Annotated in this window: 13 protein-coding genes and 2 riboswitches; of the genes, 1 reads left to right on the top strand and 12 read right to left on the bottom strand. The window is 41.3% G+C overall.

The features are described 5' to 3' along the window. Nucleotides 1–25: 25 nt before the first annotated feature. The 12 genes from A6749_RS14590 to aes form a co-directional block, all read right to left on the bottom strand. The gene (locus A6749_RS14590) at nt 26–1,354 is read right to left on the bottom strand and encodes an NCS2 family permease (protein WP_066390854.1); all 1,329 of its coding nucleotides are present in this window, start codon (nt 1,352–1,354) and stop codon (nt 26–28) included. Between the two features lie 94 nt (nt 1,355–1,448). Continuing rightward, a riboswitch (purine riboswitch) is annotated at nt 1,449–1,550 on the bottom strand. A gap of 1,251 nt (nt 1,551–2,801) precedes the next feature. Then, the gene (gene guaA / locus A6749_RS14585; RefSeq protein ID WP_066400972.1) at nt 2,802–4,322 is read right to left on the bottom strand and encodes a glutamine-hydrolyzing GMP synthase; all 1,521 of its coding nucleotides are present in this window, start codon (nt 4,320–4,322) and stop codon (nt 2,802–2,804) included. 152 nt (nt 4,323–4,474) lie between these two features. After that, nucleotides 4,475–4,576: riboswitch (purine riboswitch) on the bottom strand. A gap of 35 nt (nt 4,577–4,611) precedes the next feature. Next, nucleotides 4,612–6,807 carry a transglutaminase TgpA family protein gene (locus A6749_RS14580; protein ID WP_066390853.1) on the bottom strand — a complete coding sequence of 732 codons (2,196 nt, stop codon included), beginning with the start codon at nt 6,805–6,807 and terminating at the stop codon, nt 4,612–4,614. Then, nucleotides 6,804–8,021 (bottom strand): DUF58 domain-containing protein, encoded by a 1,218-nt coding sequence (locus A6749_RS14575; protein WP_066390847.1) that lies wholly within the window; start codon nt 8,019–8,021, stop codon nt 6,804–6,806. The genes A6749_RS14580 and A6749_RS14575 overlap by 4 nt, the downstream gene beginning before the upstream one ends. A 2-nt stretch (nt 8,022–8,023) precedes the next feature. Further along, nucleotides 8,024–8,965, bottom strand: a complete 942-nt coding sequence (locus A6749_RS14570) for an AAA family ATPase (RefSeq protein WP_407937532.1) — start codon at nt 8,963–8,965, stop codon at nt 8,024–8,026. A 789-nt stretch (nt 8,966–9,754) separates the two neighbouring features. Further along, entirely contained in the window at nt 9,755–11,233 is a 1,479-nt protein-coding gene (locus tag A6749_RS14565) for a sodium:solute symporter family protein (protein ID WP_066390838.1), read from the bottom strand. Next, nucleotides 11,230–11,418: a DUF3311 domain-containing protein gene (locus A6749_RS14560; RefSeq protein ID WP_066390835.1), complete on the bottom strand. Its 189-nt coding sequence runs from the start codon at nt 11,416–11,418 to the stop codon at nt 11,230–11,232. The genes A6749_RS14565 and A6749_RS14560 overlap by 4 nt, the downstream gene beginning before the upstream one ends. Nucleotides 11,419–11,587: 169 nt before the next feature. Next, a complete protein-coding gene (locus tag A6749_RS14555; RefSeq protein ID WP_066390834.1) occupies nt 11,588–13,135 on the bottom strand; it encodes a BCCT family transporter in 1,548 nt (515 codons plus the stop codon). Between the two features lie 162 nt (nt 13,136–13,297). Beyond that, on the bottom strand, nt 13,298–14,386 hold the full coding sequence (locus A6749_RS14550) for a tartrate dehydrogenase (protein WP_066390820.1): 1,089 nt from the start codon (nt 14,384–14,386) through the stop codon (nt 13,298–13,300). A gap of 2 nt (nt 14,387–14,388) precedes the next feature. Next, complete coding sequence (locus tag A6749_RS14545; protein ID WP_066390817.1) at nt 14,389–15,837, bottom strand: aldehyde dehydrogenase family protein; 1,449 nt, start codon at nt 15,835–15,837, stop codon at nt 14,389–14,391. After that, nucleotides 15,834–16,919, bottom strand: a complete 1,086-nt coding sequence (locus A6749_RS14540; protein WP_066390811.1) for an aromatic ring-hydroxylating oxygenase subunit alpha — start codon at nt 16,917–16,919, stop codon at nt 15,834–15,836. Before A6749_RS14540 ends, A6749_RS14545 begins: the two co-directional genes overlap by 4 nt. Before the next feature lie 442 nt (nt 16,920–17,361). Then, entirely contained in the window at nt 17,362–18,330 is a 969-nt protein-coding gene (aes, locus tag A6749_RS14535; protein ID WP_066390810.1) for an acetyl esterase, read from the bottom strand. A gap of 375 nt (nt 18,331–18,705) precedes the next feature. On the opposite strand from aes, the gene A6749_RS14530 reads away from it, so the two are divergent. Further along, nucleotides 18,706–20,064: a sigma-54 interaction domain-containing protein gene (locus A6749_RS14530; RefSeq protein ID WP_127484714.1), complete on the top strand. Its 1,359-nt coding sequence runs from the start codon at nt 18,706–18,708 to the stop codon at nt 20,062–20,064. Nucleotides 20,065–20,108: the final 44 nt, after the last annotated feature.

Raw genomic sequence — 20,108 nt, 5'->3', positions numbered from 1 at the left:
CAGTCCCAGAAGCCTTCTTTAAAACTTACTGCAAGAATATAAAATATAATACAAAGATTACAAAGAATAGATACATGATTGGATGAATCTCTTTTACACGACCTTTAACAAGCATGGTAATCGGGTAGAAGACAAAGCCAATTGCAATCCCGGTAGCAATACTATAAGACAACGGCATCGCAATCATCGTTAAGAATGCCGGTACGGCAATTTCGAAGTTTTTCCAATCGATTTTTCCTAAATTACCAACCATCAGCACCCCTACAATGATTAACGCTGGTGCCGTAACTGGTGCGGTAATAACCGATAATAAAGGAAAGAAGAAAAGTGCTAAAATAAAGCATCCTGCTGTGACCAAGGAAGCAAATCCTGTTCTCGCACCTGCAGCAACACCAGCTGTTGACTCAACGAAAGATGTTGTGGTAGATGTCCCTAAAACCGCACCAACAGATGACGCGATAGAATCAGAAATCAAAGCTCTTCCTGCTCTCGGCAGCTTGCCGTCTTTCATTAATCCAGCTTGTCCGGCAACGGCAACCAATGTTCCCGCATTATCGAAGAAGTCAACGAACAAGAAGGTCAAGATTACCCCAAGCATCGCAGTTGTGTAAAATGAGCTGTCACTAAATGATGAAAATGCTGCACCAAAGGTTGGAGAGAGACTTGGAACCTGCCCCCAAATTTTCTGCGGTAAATTAATTTCACCAAAAATCATCCCTACGATGACAGTAATCACCATACCATAGAACACCGCACCACTGATACCGCGTGTCATCAAAATAACCGTCACAACAATACCGAAGATAGCAAGCAGCGGTTCAGGCTTTGTTAAGTCCCCTAAACCAACAAGCGTGGCATCATTATTGACAATGATTTTCGCACTTTGCAATCCAACAAAAGTGATAAATAAGCCAATCCCGGCACCAACTGCATATTTTAAATCAATCGGTATAGCATTGATAATTTTTTCACGAAGTCCTGTTAACGTTAAAAGAAAGAAGAATACCCCAGAAATAAAAACAGCGCCAAGGGCATGCTGCCACGGAATTCCACTGCCAAGAACGACAGAGAAAGCGAAGAAGGCATTTAATCCCATCCCCGGTGCCAGCGCTAACGGATATTTACCAATGAGTCCCATGATGATAGAGCCAAGTGCTGATGCTAAGGCTGTTGCAACAAAGACTGCACCATGGTCCATTCTTAATGCATCCGGGAAATCCTTTACAGATGCAAGTGATAATGTTAATGGGTTAACAACTAAAATATAAGCCATTGCCAAAAAGGTCGTGAATCCGCCGATGATCTCGCGGCGATAATTCGTGCCTAACTTTTCAAACTCAAAATACTTGTGCATGATCTTTCCCCCTGTTTTTTTACATAAAAAATACTCTGGTGTTTTCTACCAGAGCACGACTTTAGGTATGTGTAATTTATGGAGAAAAGACCCCTTTTATTCACACTTACCTCGTAGTCAAGCCATTTACGGTGACTTGGTAGAAACTTTTGGGCCTTATCCCCAATATTATACGACGTAATTCGACAGTATTTTCTTTTCACCATTATCATACCAGCGTTCCACAATTTCGTCAACAAAAATACGAACGATTTTATTAATAAAAAATAAATCGTTCGTATTTGTATTTATGTGTTTACTAATTTGCAATCGAGCTGGGGACTAACTGGCCACTATGGGACAGATTCTTCTTGTTTACCATTGGTTGTGTCCCATAGATCCTTGCTATGAGACAGTTTCTCCTCGGTTTCCTCTGGTTCTGTCCCATAGAACCTTGCTATGAGACAGTTTCTTCTTGTTTCCCTCTGGTTCTGTCCCATAGAACCTCTTTACGCGACCCTTCTTCCTATTTTTCCACCTGCTCAGTCGCATAGAACCTCTCTACGCTACCCTTCTTCCTATTTTTCCACCTGCTCGGTCGCTTAGAACCTCTCTACGCTACTCTTCTTCCTTTTTTTCCTGCTGCTCGGTCGCATAGAACCTCTTTACGCTACTCTTCTTCTTTTTTTCCTGCTGCTCGGTCGCTTAGAACCTCTCTACGCGACTCTTCTTCCTATTTTTCCAGCTGCTCAGTCGCATAGAACCTCTCTACGCGACTCTTCTTCCTATTTTTCCACCTGCTCGGTCGCATAGAACCTCTCTACGCGACTCTTCTTTCTATTTTTCCAGCTGCTCGGTCACGTAGAATCTCTCTACGCGACTCTTCTTTCTTTTTTTCCAGCTGCTCGGTCGCATAGAACCTCTTTACGCGACTCTTCTTCCTATTTTTTCAGCTGCTCGGTCGCCTAGAACCTCTCTACGCGACCCTTCTTCCTATTTTTCCACCTGCTCGGTCACGTAGAATCTCTCTACGCGACTCTTCTTCCTAATTTTTCAGCCGCTCGGTCGCGTAGGGCCTCTCTACGCGACCCTTCTTCCTATTTTCCAGCTGCTCGGTCGCCTAGAACCTCTCTATGCGACCCTACCGACTATTTTTCCAGCTGCTCGGTCGCCTAGAACCTCTCTATGCGACCCTACCGACTATTTTTCCAGCTGCTCGGTCGGATATAACCTCTCTATGCGACCCTTTCGACTATTTTTCCTGCTGCTCGGTCGCCTAGAACCTCTTTATGCGACCCTACCGACTATTTTTTCAACCATTCGGTCGCATAGAATCCCGCTATAGGACAATTTCTCCCCGTCAACCTCGGGTTCTGTCCCATAGCCCCCAGCTTCGAATACTTCGGGCAATTTTTCTCATATAAAAAACCCCAGTTCATACATCGTTGAACTGGAGTTTCTGCTTTCCTTATTCCCACTCAATAGTTGCTGGCGGCTTAGAGGTAATATCATACACAACACGGTTTACGTGCGATACTTCGTTAACAATTCTGGTAGAGATGACTTCAAGCACATCCCAAGGAATACGTGCCCAGTCAGATGTCATACCGTCGATAGAAGTTACTGCGCGGATTCCGATTGTGTAATCATATGTTCTTGTATCGCCCATGACGCCGACACTGCGGATATCCGGCAGCACAGTGAAGTATTGCCAAATGTCGCGGTCAAGACCTGCTTTTTTAATCTCCTCGCGTAAAATCCAATCCGATTCACGGACGATTTCAAGCTTATCTTCGCTGATTGCACCAAGTACGCGAATTCCAAGACCTGGTCCTGGGAATGGCTGGCGCCAAACGATGTCATCCGGAATACCAAGTTCAGTTCCAAGGGCACGAACTTCGTCTTTAAATAAAGTATTAAGCGGTTCGATCAAAGTAAACTGCATGTCTTCCGGCAGCCCGCCCACATTATGATGTGACTTAATCGTTTGCGCAGTTGCCGTTCCACTTTCAATAATATCCGTATACAATGTGCCTTGTGCTAAGAAGTCAATACCTTCAAGCTTTGCTGCTTCATCATCAAACACATAAATGAATTCGTTGCCGATAATTTTCCGCTTCTTTTCAGGATCGGAAACACCCTCAAGTTTTGATAAGAAGCGATCCCTAGCATCTACCTTGATGACATTCATATGGAAGCCCTCAGAGAAAGTCTTCATGACACTGTCCGCTTCATATTTTCGTAATAAGCCGTGGTCAACAAAAATACATGTCAGCTGATCGCCGATTGCCTTATGAATCAACACAGCGACAACGGATGAATCAACCCCGCCGCTTAGAGCGCAAAGGACTTTTTTATCCCCAACTGTTTCGCGGATTTTGGCAATTTCCATTTCAATGAAGTTTTCCATTGACCAATTACCACTTGCACCACACACGTTAAAAACAAAGTTCTTCAATAGCTCGTTGCCGTAAGCAGAGTGGCGTACTTCAGGATGGAACTGAACAGCATAAAGCTTGCGGGATTCATCGCTCATCGCCGCAATTGGACAAGAAGGACTTGTCCCTTCAACTGTAAAGCCTGCCGGCGGTTCAACAACAAGGTCGCCGTGGCTCATCCAAACAACCTGCTCTTTTGGAAGATCTGCAAATAGCGGTGACTCCGTTTGAACTTCCATCGTTGCCTTTCCATATTCGCGATGCTGCGCCTTCTCCACTTTTCCTTTAAAATGAACAGTCATCAACTGCATTCCGTAACAGATACCGAGAATCGGCAGACCCATCTCAAAAATAGCCTCATCACAGCGGAATGAATTTTCATCATACACACTGTTCGGGCCACCCGAGAAAATAATTCCTTTTGGATTCATTTTGCGGATTTCTTCCGCTGTAATTGTATGCGGGTGAAGCTCACTATACACACCAAACTCGCGGATACGGCGAGTAATCAGCTGATTATATTGACTTCCAAAGTCTAATACGACAATCATTTCTTGTTTTTCAGACAAAACAGCCACCTCAATTTTTTTATAAGTAATTATAGTTTTTACCAATTTGAAAAAATTAACAACAAAAAAAGCTAGAATTCTTCTCCCAGCAAATATCAGGAAGGCAGAATTCTAGCTTTCTCGAAAAAAAGGCTTAGTTAAAATCCTGCCTTCATAGTCAGACCATTTACGGCGGTCCGGTAGAGACTCTCAAACCTTATTTTTGAGGATATATGAAGGTAAACGAACCTATTAAATTCCATCATATTGTATCAATAGGTTGTTTTTTCGGTCAAGCGATTGTCTTTTTAATTAAATTTTCCCACAATTCGCGTGTCTCGCGCCAGCTTCCACTTGGCAGACTCTGATGATACAAGTACTCCTCATACCGCTTTGTCAGCCGGGTCATTTCTCTTGTTGAGAAAAATTGATCGATATACTGGGCATAGCTTCGTAACGTCTGGTTCTCCTTCCGCTTCAGGCCGTATCGGTCTAATTGCTGCAGTAAAGTCAAATAGGCCGTACTAATCGTTTCATCTTTCTGCTTAAAGCGATAGCGCAGCAATAACAGATAAGGCAGCCATTTGCCACGAATCCGGTAAAGGAGCATAACCAAAGCGGTAAGCACCGCAAATGCCATAGTCATCCATTTCCAATTTATTTTGAAAAACAACTTGGTTTTCAGCCATAACAGATTGAAATCAAACGTCTTCTTTTCACTAGTTGTTTGCTTTGGCTCATCTATAGACTTATCCTTCGGCTTTTGTGCCATTGCTGGAACAGCAGGCTGATTATTAGCTGCTGTCTCAGTGGAACCATAGTCAATCCGGATATCATTTGTATATCCTTTTGTTGGTTCAAACGGAACCCATCCCTGATTCGGAAGGAACACCTCTACCCACGAATGGGCGTTATTGTTAGTTATTTTATAAATCCTCTTCGTTTCTTCCACTTGACTATATTCCAAAAAGTCGCCGCCTGTAAAGCCTTTTACCCAGCGTGTCGGAATACCAATCGTCCGAAGCATGACTGCCATCGAAGAGGAAAAATTATCACAATAGCCTCTTTTTGTCTCAAACAAGAATTGATCAACATAATCATCATTCGGACCAGGCAAGGCCACATTTTTTTGATCATAGCTGTATTCGCTTCTGCTAAAGTATGCTTCAACTGCCTTTGCCTTATCAAACCAGTTCGTTTTTTCGGCCGTAATTTCTTCCGTTAATTGTTTAATTCTTTCCGGCAGATCTTTCGGAAGCCGGGTATAATTTTGATAAAAGGCCTGGTTTATGCCATCCGCATCAAATTCAGTTGTTTTTCTTAAATCTTCTATTTTGTATTTGGGAATGTCGAAATCAATTGTGTATTCATTTGATTCAAAGCTTCCAATTCTCTCCATCGTTGTATCCATACGAAGCAGATTATCATACGGGTTATGTGGTGCGATATTTAGAATTTTTTGAACCCCAGCGGGATAGACGATGAACGGATTCTTATTATTAATGGGAAAGATTCTGGCTGTTTCTGAAATTTTTTCTACTGTACTAGGAATCGAATAAACCGGAACAAGATCCCCTACGCGAAAATCAATCGGTGTGGAACCATATGGAATCCAGCCTTTTCCCGTATACACATCCTTCGTTTCCACTTTCCAATAATTTTTTCCGGCTACTTCAGCCGTGAAGACTGTACTATTGTCTCCGATAAACGGCCCGCCCAGGCGGTCATCATTCGTCCCATAACCAATCCGGCTTGGTCCATTCCCCCTGCCAGCTCCGGCTCCTTCCTTCGCGGCCTTTAAATACGGTACCGGGTCCGGCCAAAACGGAGCTGCTTTTGGTGCAACCGCTCCTACAAGCACGCTAATACCAATCATCCCTAAAAGCGGGACCATCCATTTTTTCATGGAACCCGGACTGCTAGTGACTTTTTCCCGATGGATCATTCGATAGAACGTCAGGATCCCCATTACCGTAAAGCCGGCCGCAATCGTGCGGACAATTGCAAATTTTGCCTCATAGGCGGTGAAAGTATCTAACACGGTTATATAGATTAACGTCATAAAGAAGAAGATGAAAATTTGCTGTTGCCGTAAAAGCCAATAATGGATTAAGTACACCATAAGCCAGAGCAGAATAAACAATAGGAAGGTACGAAATTCATTCGATAAACCGTTCCAGTTTCTAGCAAACATCAGCCCTATATTATGAACAAAATCAGTCGTAAACGATTTTAGCCAGCGGAACTGAAAAAAGCTGCCTTCATAATAAAAGCGATGGATAAAATATAAGATATAAACAGTTCTAATGATAAATTGCCAGAACCATTTCATTTTTAAAAAGGACAACGCTAATGATAGGAGCAAGAAAACCACGAAGACTTCAATATTATCTGTTTCCGTTAATTCTTCAACCGGGCGAAGCCACTCCCACAAAAGCACAAATCCCAACGTATATAACAGCAATGTTGGCCAATCACGTTTACTCATCGGCTATTCACCTCCGAAAAGGCTGCTGCAAAATTGCCTTCGTGAACCATCACGATGCGGACACCGCGGGCATTGGCAATGGCGATCACCGAGCGTTCCTCATTTGATGATGATTCCATTTGTTCCTTTATGAGAAAAATGGTAATCGCACCTTTTCTCTGCCCTAGAAAGCTCGCTTTTTCAATCAGTGATTTGTTCAGCTGAGCAGTAACAAGCATAAACGAAACGGTTTGCTGAACAAAGAAGCCGTCTGATTCCAAAATTTTATCTAAAGAGGAATAGCTTTTGGCTTCAATTTTTGCCAAGTGATAGAAAAGCTCCTGCAGCTGCTGCTCCCCGCCTCTAATTGGAAACGAAGCCCGATCTTTACTGATGGTTAATAGGCCGGTCTGCGCCCCTTTTTTCAAAACCGCCCGCATTAAGGAGGCGGTAAAGGATACGACCGTTTCAAAGCGCTTGTCGGGAACGCAATCCATCACGATAAACACATCATGCGATTGACGCTGTTCAAATTCCTTTGTCATAAACTCATTTCGTTTCGCTGATGCCTTCCAGTTAATCCAGGAGAACCGGTCCCCGGGCCGGTACTCTCTTACTCCGATTACCATCGAGGTATCGCGCTGGACCCGCTCCCGCGATGCGGTTAATCCTTGATCAAATTGATTTTCAAATGGCCGAAATAGGATCTCAGTATAAGCCGGGTAGACAATAATTTTCCCTTGAGATGTAAACTCTTTTTCCTTTTCAAACAGCCCAAGTGGATCGCCTGTTTTTACCGTAAACGCTTGAAAAAGATGCTCCCCGCGCGGCAATTCCTTCAGGATATACTCATAGGAAAGTTCCTTTTTAAATCCAGGAAACAACAATGCCTTTGCGCTTTTCTCCTGCTGCACATAGGCAAGTGAGTCGTTTAACTGCTCTTCAATCAATAAATAAAATAACGGAAATGCCCTTGACCGTTTAATATTGACCGTTACCTTCAGCGGCTCGCCGGCATTATAATCCGTCTTTGACAAACTCCTTGTTATTGCAATCTCCCCCAGCGGGTAAAAAGAGAGCGCCACACAGTAAATCGCAAAAGGCAAAAAGCTGTAAAATAAAAACCAACTGACAAATCCCCCTTGAAACATGGCATAGGAAAAGGAAAGAATAATCAGCAAAAATAGCAAAACAAACTTCCAAGCCTTTTTAATCAAAAACCATAATTTTTTCATGGTTACTTCACAAACCTTTGAACTGGAACTGGAACACGCGCCAAAATTCGGTTCATCACTTCTTCAGCGGAGATTCCCTCAAATTTCGCTTCGGATTTTAAAATAATCCGGTGTGACAATACAAACGGCGCCAAATACTGGATATCATCTGGAACGACAAAATCGCGGTCATACATATAAGCATACGCCTGGGCCGCTTTCATTAATGCGATGGATCCGCGCGGGCTCGCCCCAAGGTAGACGCTGCCATGGCCACGTGTACGATTGACAATATCAACAATATAACGCTTTATCGTCTCATCGACATAGACATCTTTTATTTCATCCTGCAAGGACCTTAATCCATCAAGATCAATAACAGGATACAGATCTTCGATTGGCGGAACCTTTTGTGCTCTGTTTAGAACCTCTATTTCCTCATGAACATCTGGATAACCCATTTTCATTTTTAGCAAAAAGCGGTCCAACTGGGCTTCCGGCAGCGGATACGTTCCTTCGTATTCAATAGGGTTTTGCGTTGCCATCACGAAAAACGGCTTTTGCAGTTTATGGGTAACGCCGTCGATTGTCACGCTCGCTTCCTCCATCCCTTCCAGCAGGGCTGACTGTGTCTTTGGTGATGTCCGGTTTATTTCGTCGGCTAGGATAATGTTGCCCATTAGCGGACCAGGTCTAAATTGGAACTCCATATCCTTCGGGTTATAAATGGAAACACCGGTTACATCGGATGGCAGCAGGTCCGGAGTGAACTGAATCCGACGGAAACTAGCATTCACCGATTTGGCTAAAGCACGGACCATCATTGTTTTTCCAACCCCAGGGACATCTTCGAGGAGCACATGTCCTCCTGCGAGCAGCGCAACCAGGCTGAGCTCTGCCACATCTCTTTTTCCGATCATGACTCTTTCAATATTTGCGAGAATTTTATCTATTGTAGGATTCATTTGTTCTTGTACCAATGGGGATTCCTCCTTGATGGGGGTTCAATTTTTTTGCATCCTTGTAAATATTCGATATTTTTCTGTAAAATCCCTGTAAAAAAGACACAGAAATTACAAAATTAATGGATTTGGAGGATGTGGCGTGTAGGCATTTTTACCGCTAAGGGTTGCTTTGGGCTCTTTGGGCAGAATCATGGCTTGGTTTTTACCGGTTGATCTTTCTCAGCTTCTTCATAGGCATTAGAAACATTCCTTTTTACTATCAAACTGACTTTTTACTCCTCAGCGGGCAATAGAACTGATTTCTTTTTACCGTTCGCCCCCTTCCAACGATGAAGACCAAAACAGCCGTGGCCCAGTCTCGAAATGGTCTTCATAAGGTCGATGAAGACCAAAACAGCCGGGATCCGAGCTCGAAATGGTCTTCAACCACCAATACGGGCAATAGAAACACTTTCTTTTTATCACGCTGACTTTTTACTTCTCATCGGGCAATAGAACTGATTTCTTTTTACCGCAGCCAGCTCGTATTTTCACCTTTCCCCGTCAATGGAACCGAGAGACCGACCTTTTTACTGAAGTGTCTCTACTCAAAATACTTCATTCCCCAAAGAAAAACCCGGCACAGCTTGTACCGGGTTCCCAACCAATGTTCGTTTTTATTTTAAGGCAGGCGTGTGAGTATCACAGGATTACTGGTTCCCATAATACGACTATAGACATCGGAATACAGAATTGTTCATTCCTTAAGGGACAAGGAACTTTTTTAATATAACCACTTTCAGCCTTTCATTAGGAATTGATATCGTTCATTAATGGGTTCCTTACAGACGAAACCACCTTACTTGTAAATACGCTGATAAGCAGCATCAGAAACGTATTAATGGCAATTGCAACAACCCCTATATCAAGGTCTTGGATCATATGAGGCGCGGCTGGGAATAAACTTGCCATTGTTTTATTCGTCACTGTGAAGTACGCTACCAGGGAAACACCAACAATCATTCCAACGGATGCCCCAGCCTTCGTTACAGGGTTTTTCTTCATTAAACTAAATGCAAGCGGCGGGAACAGCTGGAGTACAAAGCTGTATGCCATTGTCAGCAACGTTAGCATGGTATTTCCGCCAAAGAATGTAAAGTACAGAGACACTAGCGAAAGAATAGGGACAAAAATTTTCGTTAATTGCGCTAATTTTTTGTCAGATGTTTCCGGTTTAACTGCCTTATAAATATTTTTTGATAGAATCGTAGCCGCAGTCAAGACTAGCAATGAACACGGTACCAGCGCTGCCAGCAATCCGGCGGATCCAATAACACCAATAAACCATGGAGGAAGCGTCTGTTTTGATATTTGGAATAAGGCTAAGTCAGAAGCTGCCCCTTCTAAATTCGGTACTTGTAAGACAGCAGTAAAGCCTATAAATAAGATAAATACAAGGACGATTTGGTATAACGGTAAAACCGCGGTATTTTTTCGTAAAGCCGTCTCATTTTTTGAAGAAAGGCTTGCCCCAAAGCAATGCGGCCACATATACTGGCCTAATGCAATAGTTAAACAAATGGAAACATACCAAGAAATGCTCAGGCCCTTATCCGGCATTAACAGGAATCCCGGTTTTGCCTTTTCTAATGTTTCAAACATCGGCTGGATGCCGCCAAAGTAATGGAACGGTAAATACGTTCCTAAAAACAAAATTACCACTAGCATCAGTATATCTTTTAATACAGCTGTCCACGCCGAACCATGAATGCCGGAAACATAAACAAATACTGTAACAATTATCATCCCAACCCAAACGGCGATCTTTGGAGGAATCATTCCGTAAGATGCTTCCGAAACAATAATTTGAAACCCTTTTAATTGAAGAACAATGTAAGGGATGATCGAAATAACACCTATTATAGCCACTAGCAGCCCTAATGGTTTACTATTATATTTTTTCGCAAAGAAATCCGATTGTGTCAGTAAATTATGCTTTTTCGCATATCGCCAAATAGGAGGCAGGATCCAAAAAGGAATGATATAGGTCAGGGCACAAAAGATATAGATTGTAGGTCCGCCCATCCGATAAGCAGCTCCGCTCGCGCCTAAGAAGACAAACGTCGAAAACATTTCACCGGCCATTAAGACAAACATGATAATTGAGCCAAAATTACGTTCTGCAACAGCCCATTGTTCAAGCTTCATTTCCTGCCCTTTACGAGCCCGAATTCCTAAGAAAATCGCTAATGCCATCGTCAACCCAATAATGATGATAGAGCTATTCATTGTTTCTCCCCCTGTTTATCATAGATGGCGTTACAAATAAAAAGAAAAACGGAAGTTAAAATCAGCCAGGCCGTAGACCAAAAAACAATAAATGGGAGACCCAATACATAAGGCTCGATTTTATTAATCACAGTAAGAGAACCAATCGCAGGAATAATTGTTAGTAAAGCTATCCATTTCTTCATTAAGCAAATTCCTTCCATGTTAGAATGTATAAAACAGACGGTTCAAAAGAGTGTAACGTTAGTTCAACAGATGCAGAAGATTGGTAATAATCTGTTAATTTAATGTATAATTCGAAGGGAGCTTTTTCCCCTTCGATAAGGAGGGGTTAAGATTAACCCCTCTAATTATTTACTGTGCTTTTTTTTCTGAAAGCATTCCGCTTTTTACTTTTACTGTTTTACTGCTGGTATTTGGTGTAACAATAAGCTCCTCTTTCAAACCTTTTAAGGTTGAATAGCACATGAAAATCATTAATATCGCCAGCGGTACGGCTGTTGCTACTAGCGCTGACTGCAATCCGGCTAATCCGCCAGTCATGATCAGGACGACTGAAATTGCCGCAATGACAATTCCCCAAATAATTTTTGTTAAGTGAGTCGGGTTTGGGTTCCCATTTTCACTAATCATCCCTAAAACGAAAACAGCTGAGTTTGCAGATGTAATAAAGAATACTAACACAAGCACCATTGCTAAAATACTTAAGAAGGTACCCATTGGGAAATAGTCGAAGAACTTGAATAAAGCTGATGTTACATCTGTTGAAACTGCAGTTGCCAGTGCTTGTTTACCCATATTTTGAATCAAATGAAGCGCCGAGCCGCCCATGACTGAGAACCAGAAGAACGAACCTAGCACCGGAATGAAAACAGCACCAAACATAAATTCTTTAATTGTCCGGCCTTTGGAAATTCTCGCTACAAAGCTTCCAACCAGCGGAGCCCAAGCAATCCACCAGCCGAAATAGAATAACGTCCAGCTGGAAATCCATTTGCCGTCGTTATATGGCTCCGTGCGGAAGGACATACCGATAAAGTTTTGTACATAATCGCCAATCCCTTGGAAAAAGATTTTAAAAATAGATTGCGTCGGACCAAGGAACAGGACAAATCCTAATAATGCAAAGGCAAGGAACATATTTAAATTTGATAGATGCTTCATCGCCCCTTGCAAACCGGAAACGGTTGAACCAACATAAATAAAAGTAACGACAATAATAATCAATGCCTGGATATTAATATTTACCGGGATTCCCCACAAATAGTTCACACCGGTGTTTACCTGCAATGTACCAAATCCCAGCGAGGTGGCAATCCCAATCACAATGGAAAGAATAACAATGATATCAATTACTTTACCAAAAGTACCTCTGATTTTATCACCAACTAATGGATAGAAAACCGAGCTTAATGAAGCTGGTAATTTTTTGCGAAATTGAAAGAATGCTAGGGAAACACCTACTAGCGCATAGCAGGCCCATGCAGACACACCCCAATGAAGGAAGACAAATTGCATTGCGAGCTTTGCTGACTGTTCGGAAGCTGCTTGTCCAAATGGAGGATCAACATAATACGAAACAGGTTCCGCCACTCCCCAAAAGACCAGGCTAATCCCAATTGAAGCACTAAACAGCATGCCAATCCAGGTACCTGTCTTATATTCCGGGCGGTCATCATCATCCCCAAGACGAATATGGCCGAACTTTGATAATCCAATATACATGCAGAATGCAAAGAAGAGAAAAACACTGCCTAATATAAACCAACCAAGATTGTTATAGATAAAACTAAGAGAAGAGCTCGAGAAGCTTTCTAAGCTTTTTGGAGCAAATACCCCTACACTAATTAACCCAAGGCTTAGTATTAACGAAATATAAAAAACTGCTTTCTTGCTACTCATCCAATCGCTCCTTCATCTGTAAATTTACACGATTAAAGCTATTCCATCATGTAAGCGATTTCCATTGTTTGTATAAAAAGTAGATAAATGTTAATTTTCAGAAAAAAGGAGATAACAGCAGTGTATGAAGCCTCCCAACTTCATACACCGCTTTGCTACCTACTATTCTACCACCGCAGATGGTGCCAGTGAGCTGACAATACTTGCCACTCTGTCGCCAACTTCAGACGTAGAAGCCGTCCCCTTCATATCAGGTGTTAACACTTTACCTTCTACAAGAAGCTCCTCTACGGCATTTAGAACGAGCTTGCCGTACTGTTCATATCCTAAGAAATCTAGCAGCTGACTTGCTGACCAAATCGTTGCCAATGGATTGGCAAGACCTTTTCCAGCAATATCTGGTGCAGACCCATGAATTGGCTCGAACATGGACGGAAATGTTCTTTCCGGATTAACGTTCGCACCAGCTGCAAGCCCTATTCCCCCAGCTAATGCTGCGCCTAAGTCCGTTAAAATATCACCGAATAGGTTGGAAGTAACGACCACTTCGAATCTTTTCGGATCGGTAATCATTAACATCGCTGCCGCATCAACTAAGTAAGAAGCTGTTTTAACATCAGGATATTCTTTGGCAACTTCCTCAAATACTTGATCCCAGAAAACCATTGAATAATTTAAGGCATTTCCCTTACTGATGCTTGTAAGTGATTTTCCTTCTTTACGGGCGGTTTCAAACGCATAGCGGATGACTCTTTCCGTTCCTTTGCGTGAAAATACCCCAGTTTGTAAAACCACTTCGTTTTCCTTGCCCTTAAATAACCAATCGCCGGCTCCGGCATATTCACCCTCGCTGTTTTCACGAATAAACAGCATATCGATATCTTCGCGTTTCACATCTTTTAATGGACATGGGGCGCCTTTAATTAATTTAATTGGGCGGATATTGATGTATTGATCAAAGCTTTTTCTAATTTTTAAGAGTAGATCCCATAACGAAATATGGTCAGGAACACCAGGGAACCCTACGGCACCTAGAAAAATGGCGTCAAAGTCTTTTAATTTTTCGATTCCGTCCTCATCCATCATCACGCCATGCTTTGTGTAATATTCGCAGCCCCATGGGAAGTAGGTATATTCTAACTTAAGTGAACCATCTAGTTCTGATATTTTATCCAGAACTTTAATCCCTTCTTGGAGTACCTCAGGACCGATTCCGTCCCCGGCAATGACCGCAATTTTATATGTGCTCATTCTCATTCGCCTCGGTTCCAAACAACTAATTTTAATTCTGTCATTTCCTCAACTGCGTATTTAATTCCTTCACGGCCTGTTCCGCTCTCTTTTACCCCGCCGTAAGGCATATGGTCAACACGGAAGGTTGGAATGTCATTGATCATAACAGCCCCAACTTCAAGGATTTCACTTGCAAGCAAAGCTTTATCTACATTTTTTGTATAAACACCTGCCTGTAAACCGTAGCGAGAATCATTCACGTAGTCGATTGCTTCTTCTACAGAGCTTACCTTATTAACAATTACCACTGGTGCAAAAACCTCTTGGCAGGAAACCTTCTGCTTTGGATCAACGTTTGTGATGATCGTCGGTTCAAGTACTCCATCAGCCGTTAATTTGCCACCGGTAACTACTACGGCGCCATTTTGTTTCGCTTCTTCAATCCAGCCTAATGCACGTTCTGTTTCCTTCTTCGAAATTAACGCAGAAATATAGGTTTCCGGATCTAACGGATCACCGATTTTTAATTCTTTTGCCTTCACAGCAAATTTTTCTACAAATTCTTCGTACACATCTTCATGGGCATAAACACGCTGTAAGGAAATACATACTTGGCCTTGGTTGGAGAATGCTCCTGTTACATGGCGGTCTACAACGCTATCCACATTTGTATCCTTATCAAGGATAACAGCTGCATTGGAACCAAGCTCTAAAGTCGTTCTCTTAAGACCGGCTTTATTACGAATAGCGATTCCAACCCCTGGGCTGCCTGTAAAAGTAATCATAGCAACACGGTGATCACGAATAATCTCTTCACCAACCACAGAACCTGAACCTGTTACGACATTTAACACGCCATCAGGTAGACCCGCTTCTTTAAATAACTGTGCAATATATAGCGCCGTTAATGGGGTTTGTGACGCTGGTTTTAAGACGATAGAGTTACCTGAAGCAACCGCTGGTCCAACCTTATGAGCTACTAGATTCATAGGGAAGTTAAACGGAGTAATCGCTCCAATCACCCCAATTGGCTTACGGGTCGTATAACCGATTCTTCCCACACCGCCAGGAGATGCATCGAATGGAATGGTCTCACCATGGATTCGTTTTGCTTCCTCTGCCGCAAATTTATAGGTTTCAATGGTTCTTGAAACCTCACCTTTAGCAAACACAATAGGCTTAGCAGATTCTCTTGAAATAACGGTTGCTGCTTCTTCTAATCTTTCTTCCAATAACTTTGCCACTTTTTCTAAAATAGCAGCACGCTTATAGGCAGGCATTTTGGAAATCACTTGAAAGCCTGCTTCAGCTGCTTTGATAGCCTCGCGCGTTAGCTCTTCATCTGCCATTGCAATGTCAGCAATTTTTTCTCCTGAATACGGAGAGTATAGAGGGGCATACTCAGCCGCCTCTACATCCACACCATTAATAAATAAATGTTTTTTCTCAACAGTTTCTACTTTTGTCATCGTCCTAACGCCTCCAATACCATTTCGTGAAATTGTACAATTGCCTTTTCAGATGAAGAGTAAACCCCTTGGTTAAATGCACGTGAACGGAAGCCAATTTGCTCCAATTCTACTAGTTCAACATCCTCAGCTCTTACTTGTTCAGCAAATGTTACTAAGTCTTGTTCTTCTTGACTTAAGTTCTCATCTCTAAAGTAGTATGTGTAAACCCCTAACGTTGTTTCGTGGTCAATTGGAACCATTTGAATTGTTGCCATGTTGGCTGGTCCTGGATAGATGGTTACCATCAGATTTGGCCATAACCAGTAGAACTCGCCGCCTTGGAATTCTGCTTCATTTAGGTCAGTTGTCCCCATTTTTCTATCTGGTTTTACAACAGAAGCTTGAACAGAATAATTTTGGCATGTAACAATTTGATAGTTTTTCATATCTAATGTAGCGATAAAGCTTGGATGAGCCACATGGCAGTGGTCACACTCTAAATAGTTGTCAATAAATGCTTTCCAGTTAGCTTTAATCACACGAGTTTTTTGGTTAATTCTCTTAAGCTCGCCTAGGAATGGGAACTTTGCTAAACGGTCAAAGAAATCGCCATACGCTTCAGCTAACGGCACAGCATTATCATCAAGATTAACGAAAATCAGTCCCTCACCAATTTCCATTCTTACAGAACGTAAGCAACGGTCGCTTACACAATGAGCATCTTCACCAGAGAAGTTTGGTGCTTTATTTAGTTGGCCGTCTAAATGGAATGTCCAGCCATGGTAGCCGCAGGCAAAGATTTTCTTTGTTCCAGCTTCAGCTTTTTCTAACTTTGTAGCACGGTGCGGACAAACATTGTAGAATGCACGAATTACTTCGTCTTTACCACGTGTCACAAGAATTGGTTCCCCAGCAACTTCACATGTAAAGAACTGGCCCGCTTTTTCAACTTGACTCACATGACCTACTAGCTGCCATGATTTTGCAAATACATCATTTATTTCTTGCTGATACACCTTCGGATCTGTATAAAGATCATACGTTAACGATCTTTCAAATGTTTTCTCTGCTTTGTTGATTACCGGATTATAAGTTGCCATGGTCAAAACCTCTCCTTTAAATTTATCAATTTTTTAAATCATTTTTTCACATACGGTTGGCACTAAATATTCATTATTCCCTTTGCAAATACTGAGTTAAAAATAATTCACCTTGCAAACTACTATTTGCACTATGAATATAGTGTTAAACGTTTACAAAGGGGCGAATATTTAGTCAATTTAAAATAAGAGAACTCCTTAAGAGTTAAACCTCTTACAGCTTTCACTAAAATATAATGCAAGTATCGTGCCAACTTTCAAAATAGCGTTATTTACGCGAAAAATGTCGTTTTTATTTCACACTCACCCAAAATATTGAGTTGTTTTTAACTCAATTCGAATCAAAATCAACTCATTTTGTGAAAATTTGATAAGTAACCCTTTTTTGAATGCAGATAGACCCTCTTTTTTTATAATAGTTGCTTGGATAAACAGAGGGCATTTAAAATTTTGCTAATGATTTATAGAAAACGGCACCATGTTGAATGGCCTCTATCGCTTCCGGAAGGATTCGGGAGTGATGTAAGAAAGCATGAATCACACCTTTAAATTTTTCAAACTCAACTTTTCCCTTATTGTATTTCAAAATATCAAATAATAATTTACTATCATCCAATAGCGGATCTAGTTCGCCGCATGCAATATAACAAGGAGGCACTCCTTTAGTTAAGTCATTAGAGAAGCAGTCAAAATAACATAAATCTGCATTTTCTTCACCGATATACATTTTAGTATAGGCCAATAAATCTTTACGACTTAATCCATCGTAATCTCCGCCAAACAAACGCATTGATTTCGAATCAGTTAATCCATAAGCACCGTAATAAAGAAGTAAACCACGTAAGTAAGAAATATCTTGCTTTGTATCTCTTAGATACAGAGCCGCTGCTAATGATAAATTGGCGCCGGCTGAATCCCCTGCAAGGGCAATATCATTCCTATCGATATCATATTCTTCTGAATGAGCTCGCAGCCACTCGACTATGAGGGCACACTCTTCTACCTGTGTTGGGTACTTATATTCAGGAGCTAAATGATAATCAATTCCAATGACCACTGATTCTGTTTCATTCATTAATAAGCGCATAATTTTACTATGGGTATCAAGATTTCCTACTACGAAACCGCCTCCATGAATATAGACAACTGCCCCTTTGCCTGTCCTTCGAATTGGGTAGTGAAAACGGATTGGAATCGGCCCATATGGTCCTTCTACCCGTATATCAATGGTTTTTTGGGGTTCAGGACCACCTTCATTCCAAAACTTTCTTTCTTTAATATAGTTTTCACGCATTTCTTCAAAGGTTACATCCGTTGAAAATGCATCATCAACAAGTTCATTTTGTTTTTTTAATGTTTCAAGCATTTCAGGAGTCATCATTTTGTAAGCATTATATTTGTTGTATTCCATCTTTTGATTTTTCCCTCCTTCAATCTAAACCTATATTTCTGGTGTATCTTTATTTTTTTCATTAAGTGTCTATTTCTCTTCCTGCAAAACGAGTCAGAAACAATTCACCTTTAAAAATACTATTTACGCTTTAAATATAGTGTAAAACGTTTACAAGAGGTTGAATATTTAGTTAAATTAGAAGAAGCGGGCTCCTGATAAAGATAAACTTCTTACTGAATTATCAATATCTGATGCAATTATCATGCCAACTTTCCAAATAGACTGATTTATATAAAAAGTATCACTTTTCTTTCTGTTTTTTAGTATAATTGAGTTAGTTTAAACTCAATTGAATTAATATCAACTCATTTTTTTACAAGGAGTTTGATTTAAATGTTAGAAAATATGCAAATACCGGAAATTACAGGGGAAACATTACGAAGAATCCTTAATCACTCATCTGACGAAATCTTTGTCATTGATGGTAACCAACAGATTATTTTTGTTAATAGTGTGTGTGAGAGGCATTATGGCCTTAAGCCCGAGGATGTCGTTGGCAAGTATAATATAGAACTATTCGAAAAAGGATATTGGAAGCCATCGATCATCCCGCAGGTTTTCAAAGAAAAGAAACCAGTTACAATCAGGCAGACAACCTATATCGGCGCAGAATTATTGACAACAGCTGTACCAATTTTAAATGATGACAATGAGATTGAACTGGTAGTAACGACTTCACAGGAGCTGCAAACCTTTAAAAGCATTAAGAAGGAACGAGAAGTGGTTAATCCTGAAATCACACATAACGCTACTCCGATCACCAATTGCAGCAAAATGAAAGACATCTTAAAGGTGTGCGAAAAAATCGCCAAGGTCGATTCTACTATCTTAATACAAGGGGAATCTGGTACAGGAAAAGGTGTGTTAGCACAGTATATTCACGATATTAGCATACGCAAAAACAAAACGTTTTTAAAAATAAATTGTGCCGCTCTGCCAGGGGATTTACTAGAATCCGAGCTTTTTGGTTATGCAGAAGGCGCTTTTACCGGAGCCAGCAAATACGGAAAAAAAGGCCTGCTGGAAATCGCAGACCAAGGTACATTATTTCTTGATGAAATTGGCGAAATGCCGCTTTCCTTACAGGCAAAATTACTGCAGGTCATCCAAGAGAAACAATTCATCCCGATTGGGAAAAATGAAATTAAGAAGGTGGATGTCCGTATTATCGCCGCAACGAACCGCGATTTAATCCAGATGGTCCGTAACAACCAATTTCGGGAGGATTTATTCTATCGTCTGAATATTATCGACCTAAAGCTGCCGCCATTAAGAGAGCGGAAGGAAGATATTATTCCATTAACCTATAATTTTTTGTACAAATTTAATAAAAAATATGAAATGAACAAGATTATCTCACAGGATTGCTTGGACGTTTTTAATTCATATTCGTGGCCGGGAAACATTCGTCAGCTTGAAAACGTGATGGAGCGGCTCGTTGTCACGAGCGACTCGATCATCCAAATTAATGATTTGCCAGAGTTAATCACGAATAATATCCAGCCGCAATCGCAATATACGCTTCCGTCAAATCTTGATGACGCTCTCGAGCATGTGAAAGAAACGTTAGTTGTTCAATCGTATAAAAAATATAAAAGCTCAAGAAAAGTAGCAAAGGATCTAGGCATCAGTCAAACCAGGGCAGTGAAAATGATTAATCAGTATTGCGGGGAGTTAGTGGAAAAAGGTTAAGTTTGAAAAAGACCTGCCATTTTATTATGAATGGTACAGGTCTT

It is taken from the genome of Neobacillus mesonae, from assembly GCF_001636315.1.
GTDB lineage: Bacteria > Bacillota > Bacilli > Bacillales > Cytobacillaceae > Neobacillus > Neobacillus mesonae.
The sequence above is the reverse complement of the archived record's forward strand: the minus strand, read 5'-3'. Positions and strand labels throughout refer to the sequence as shown.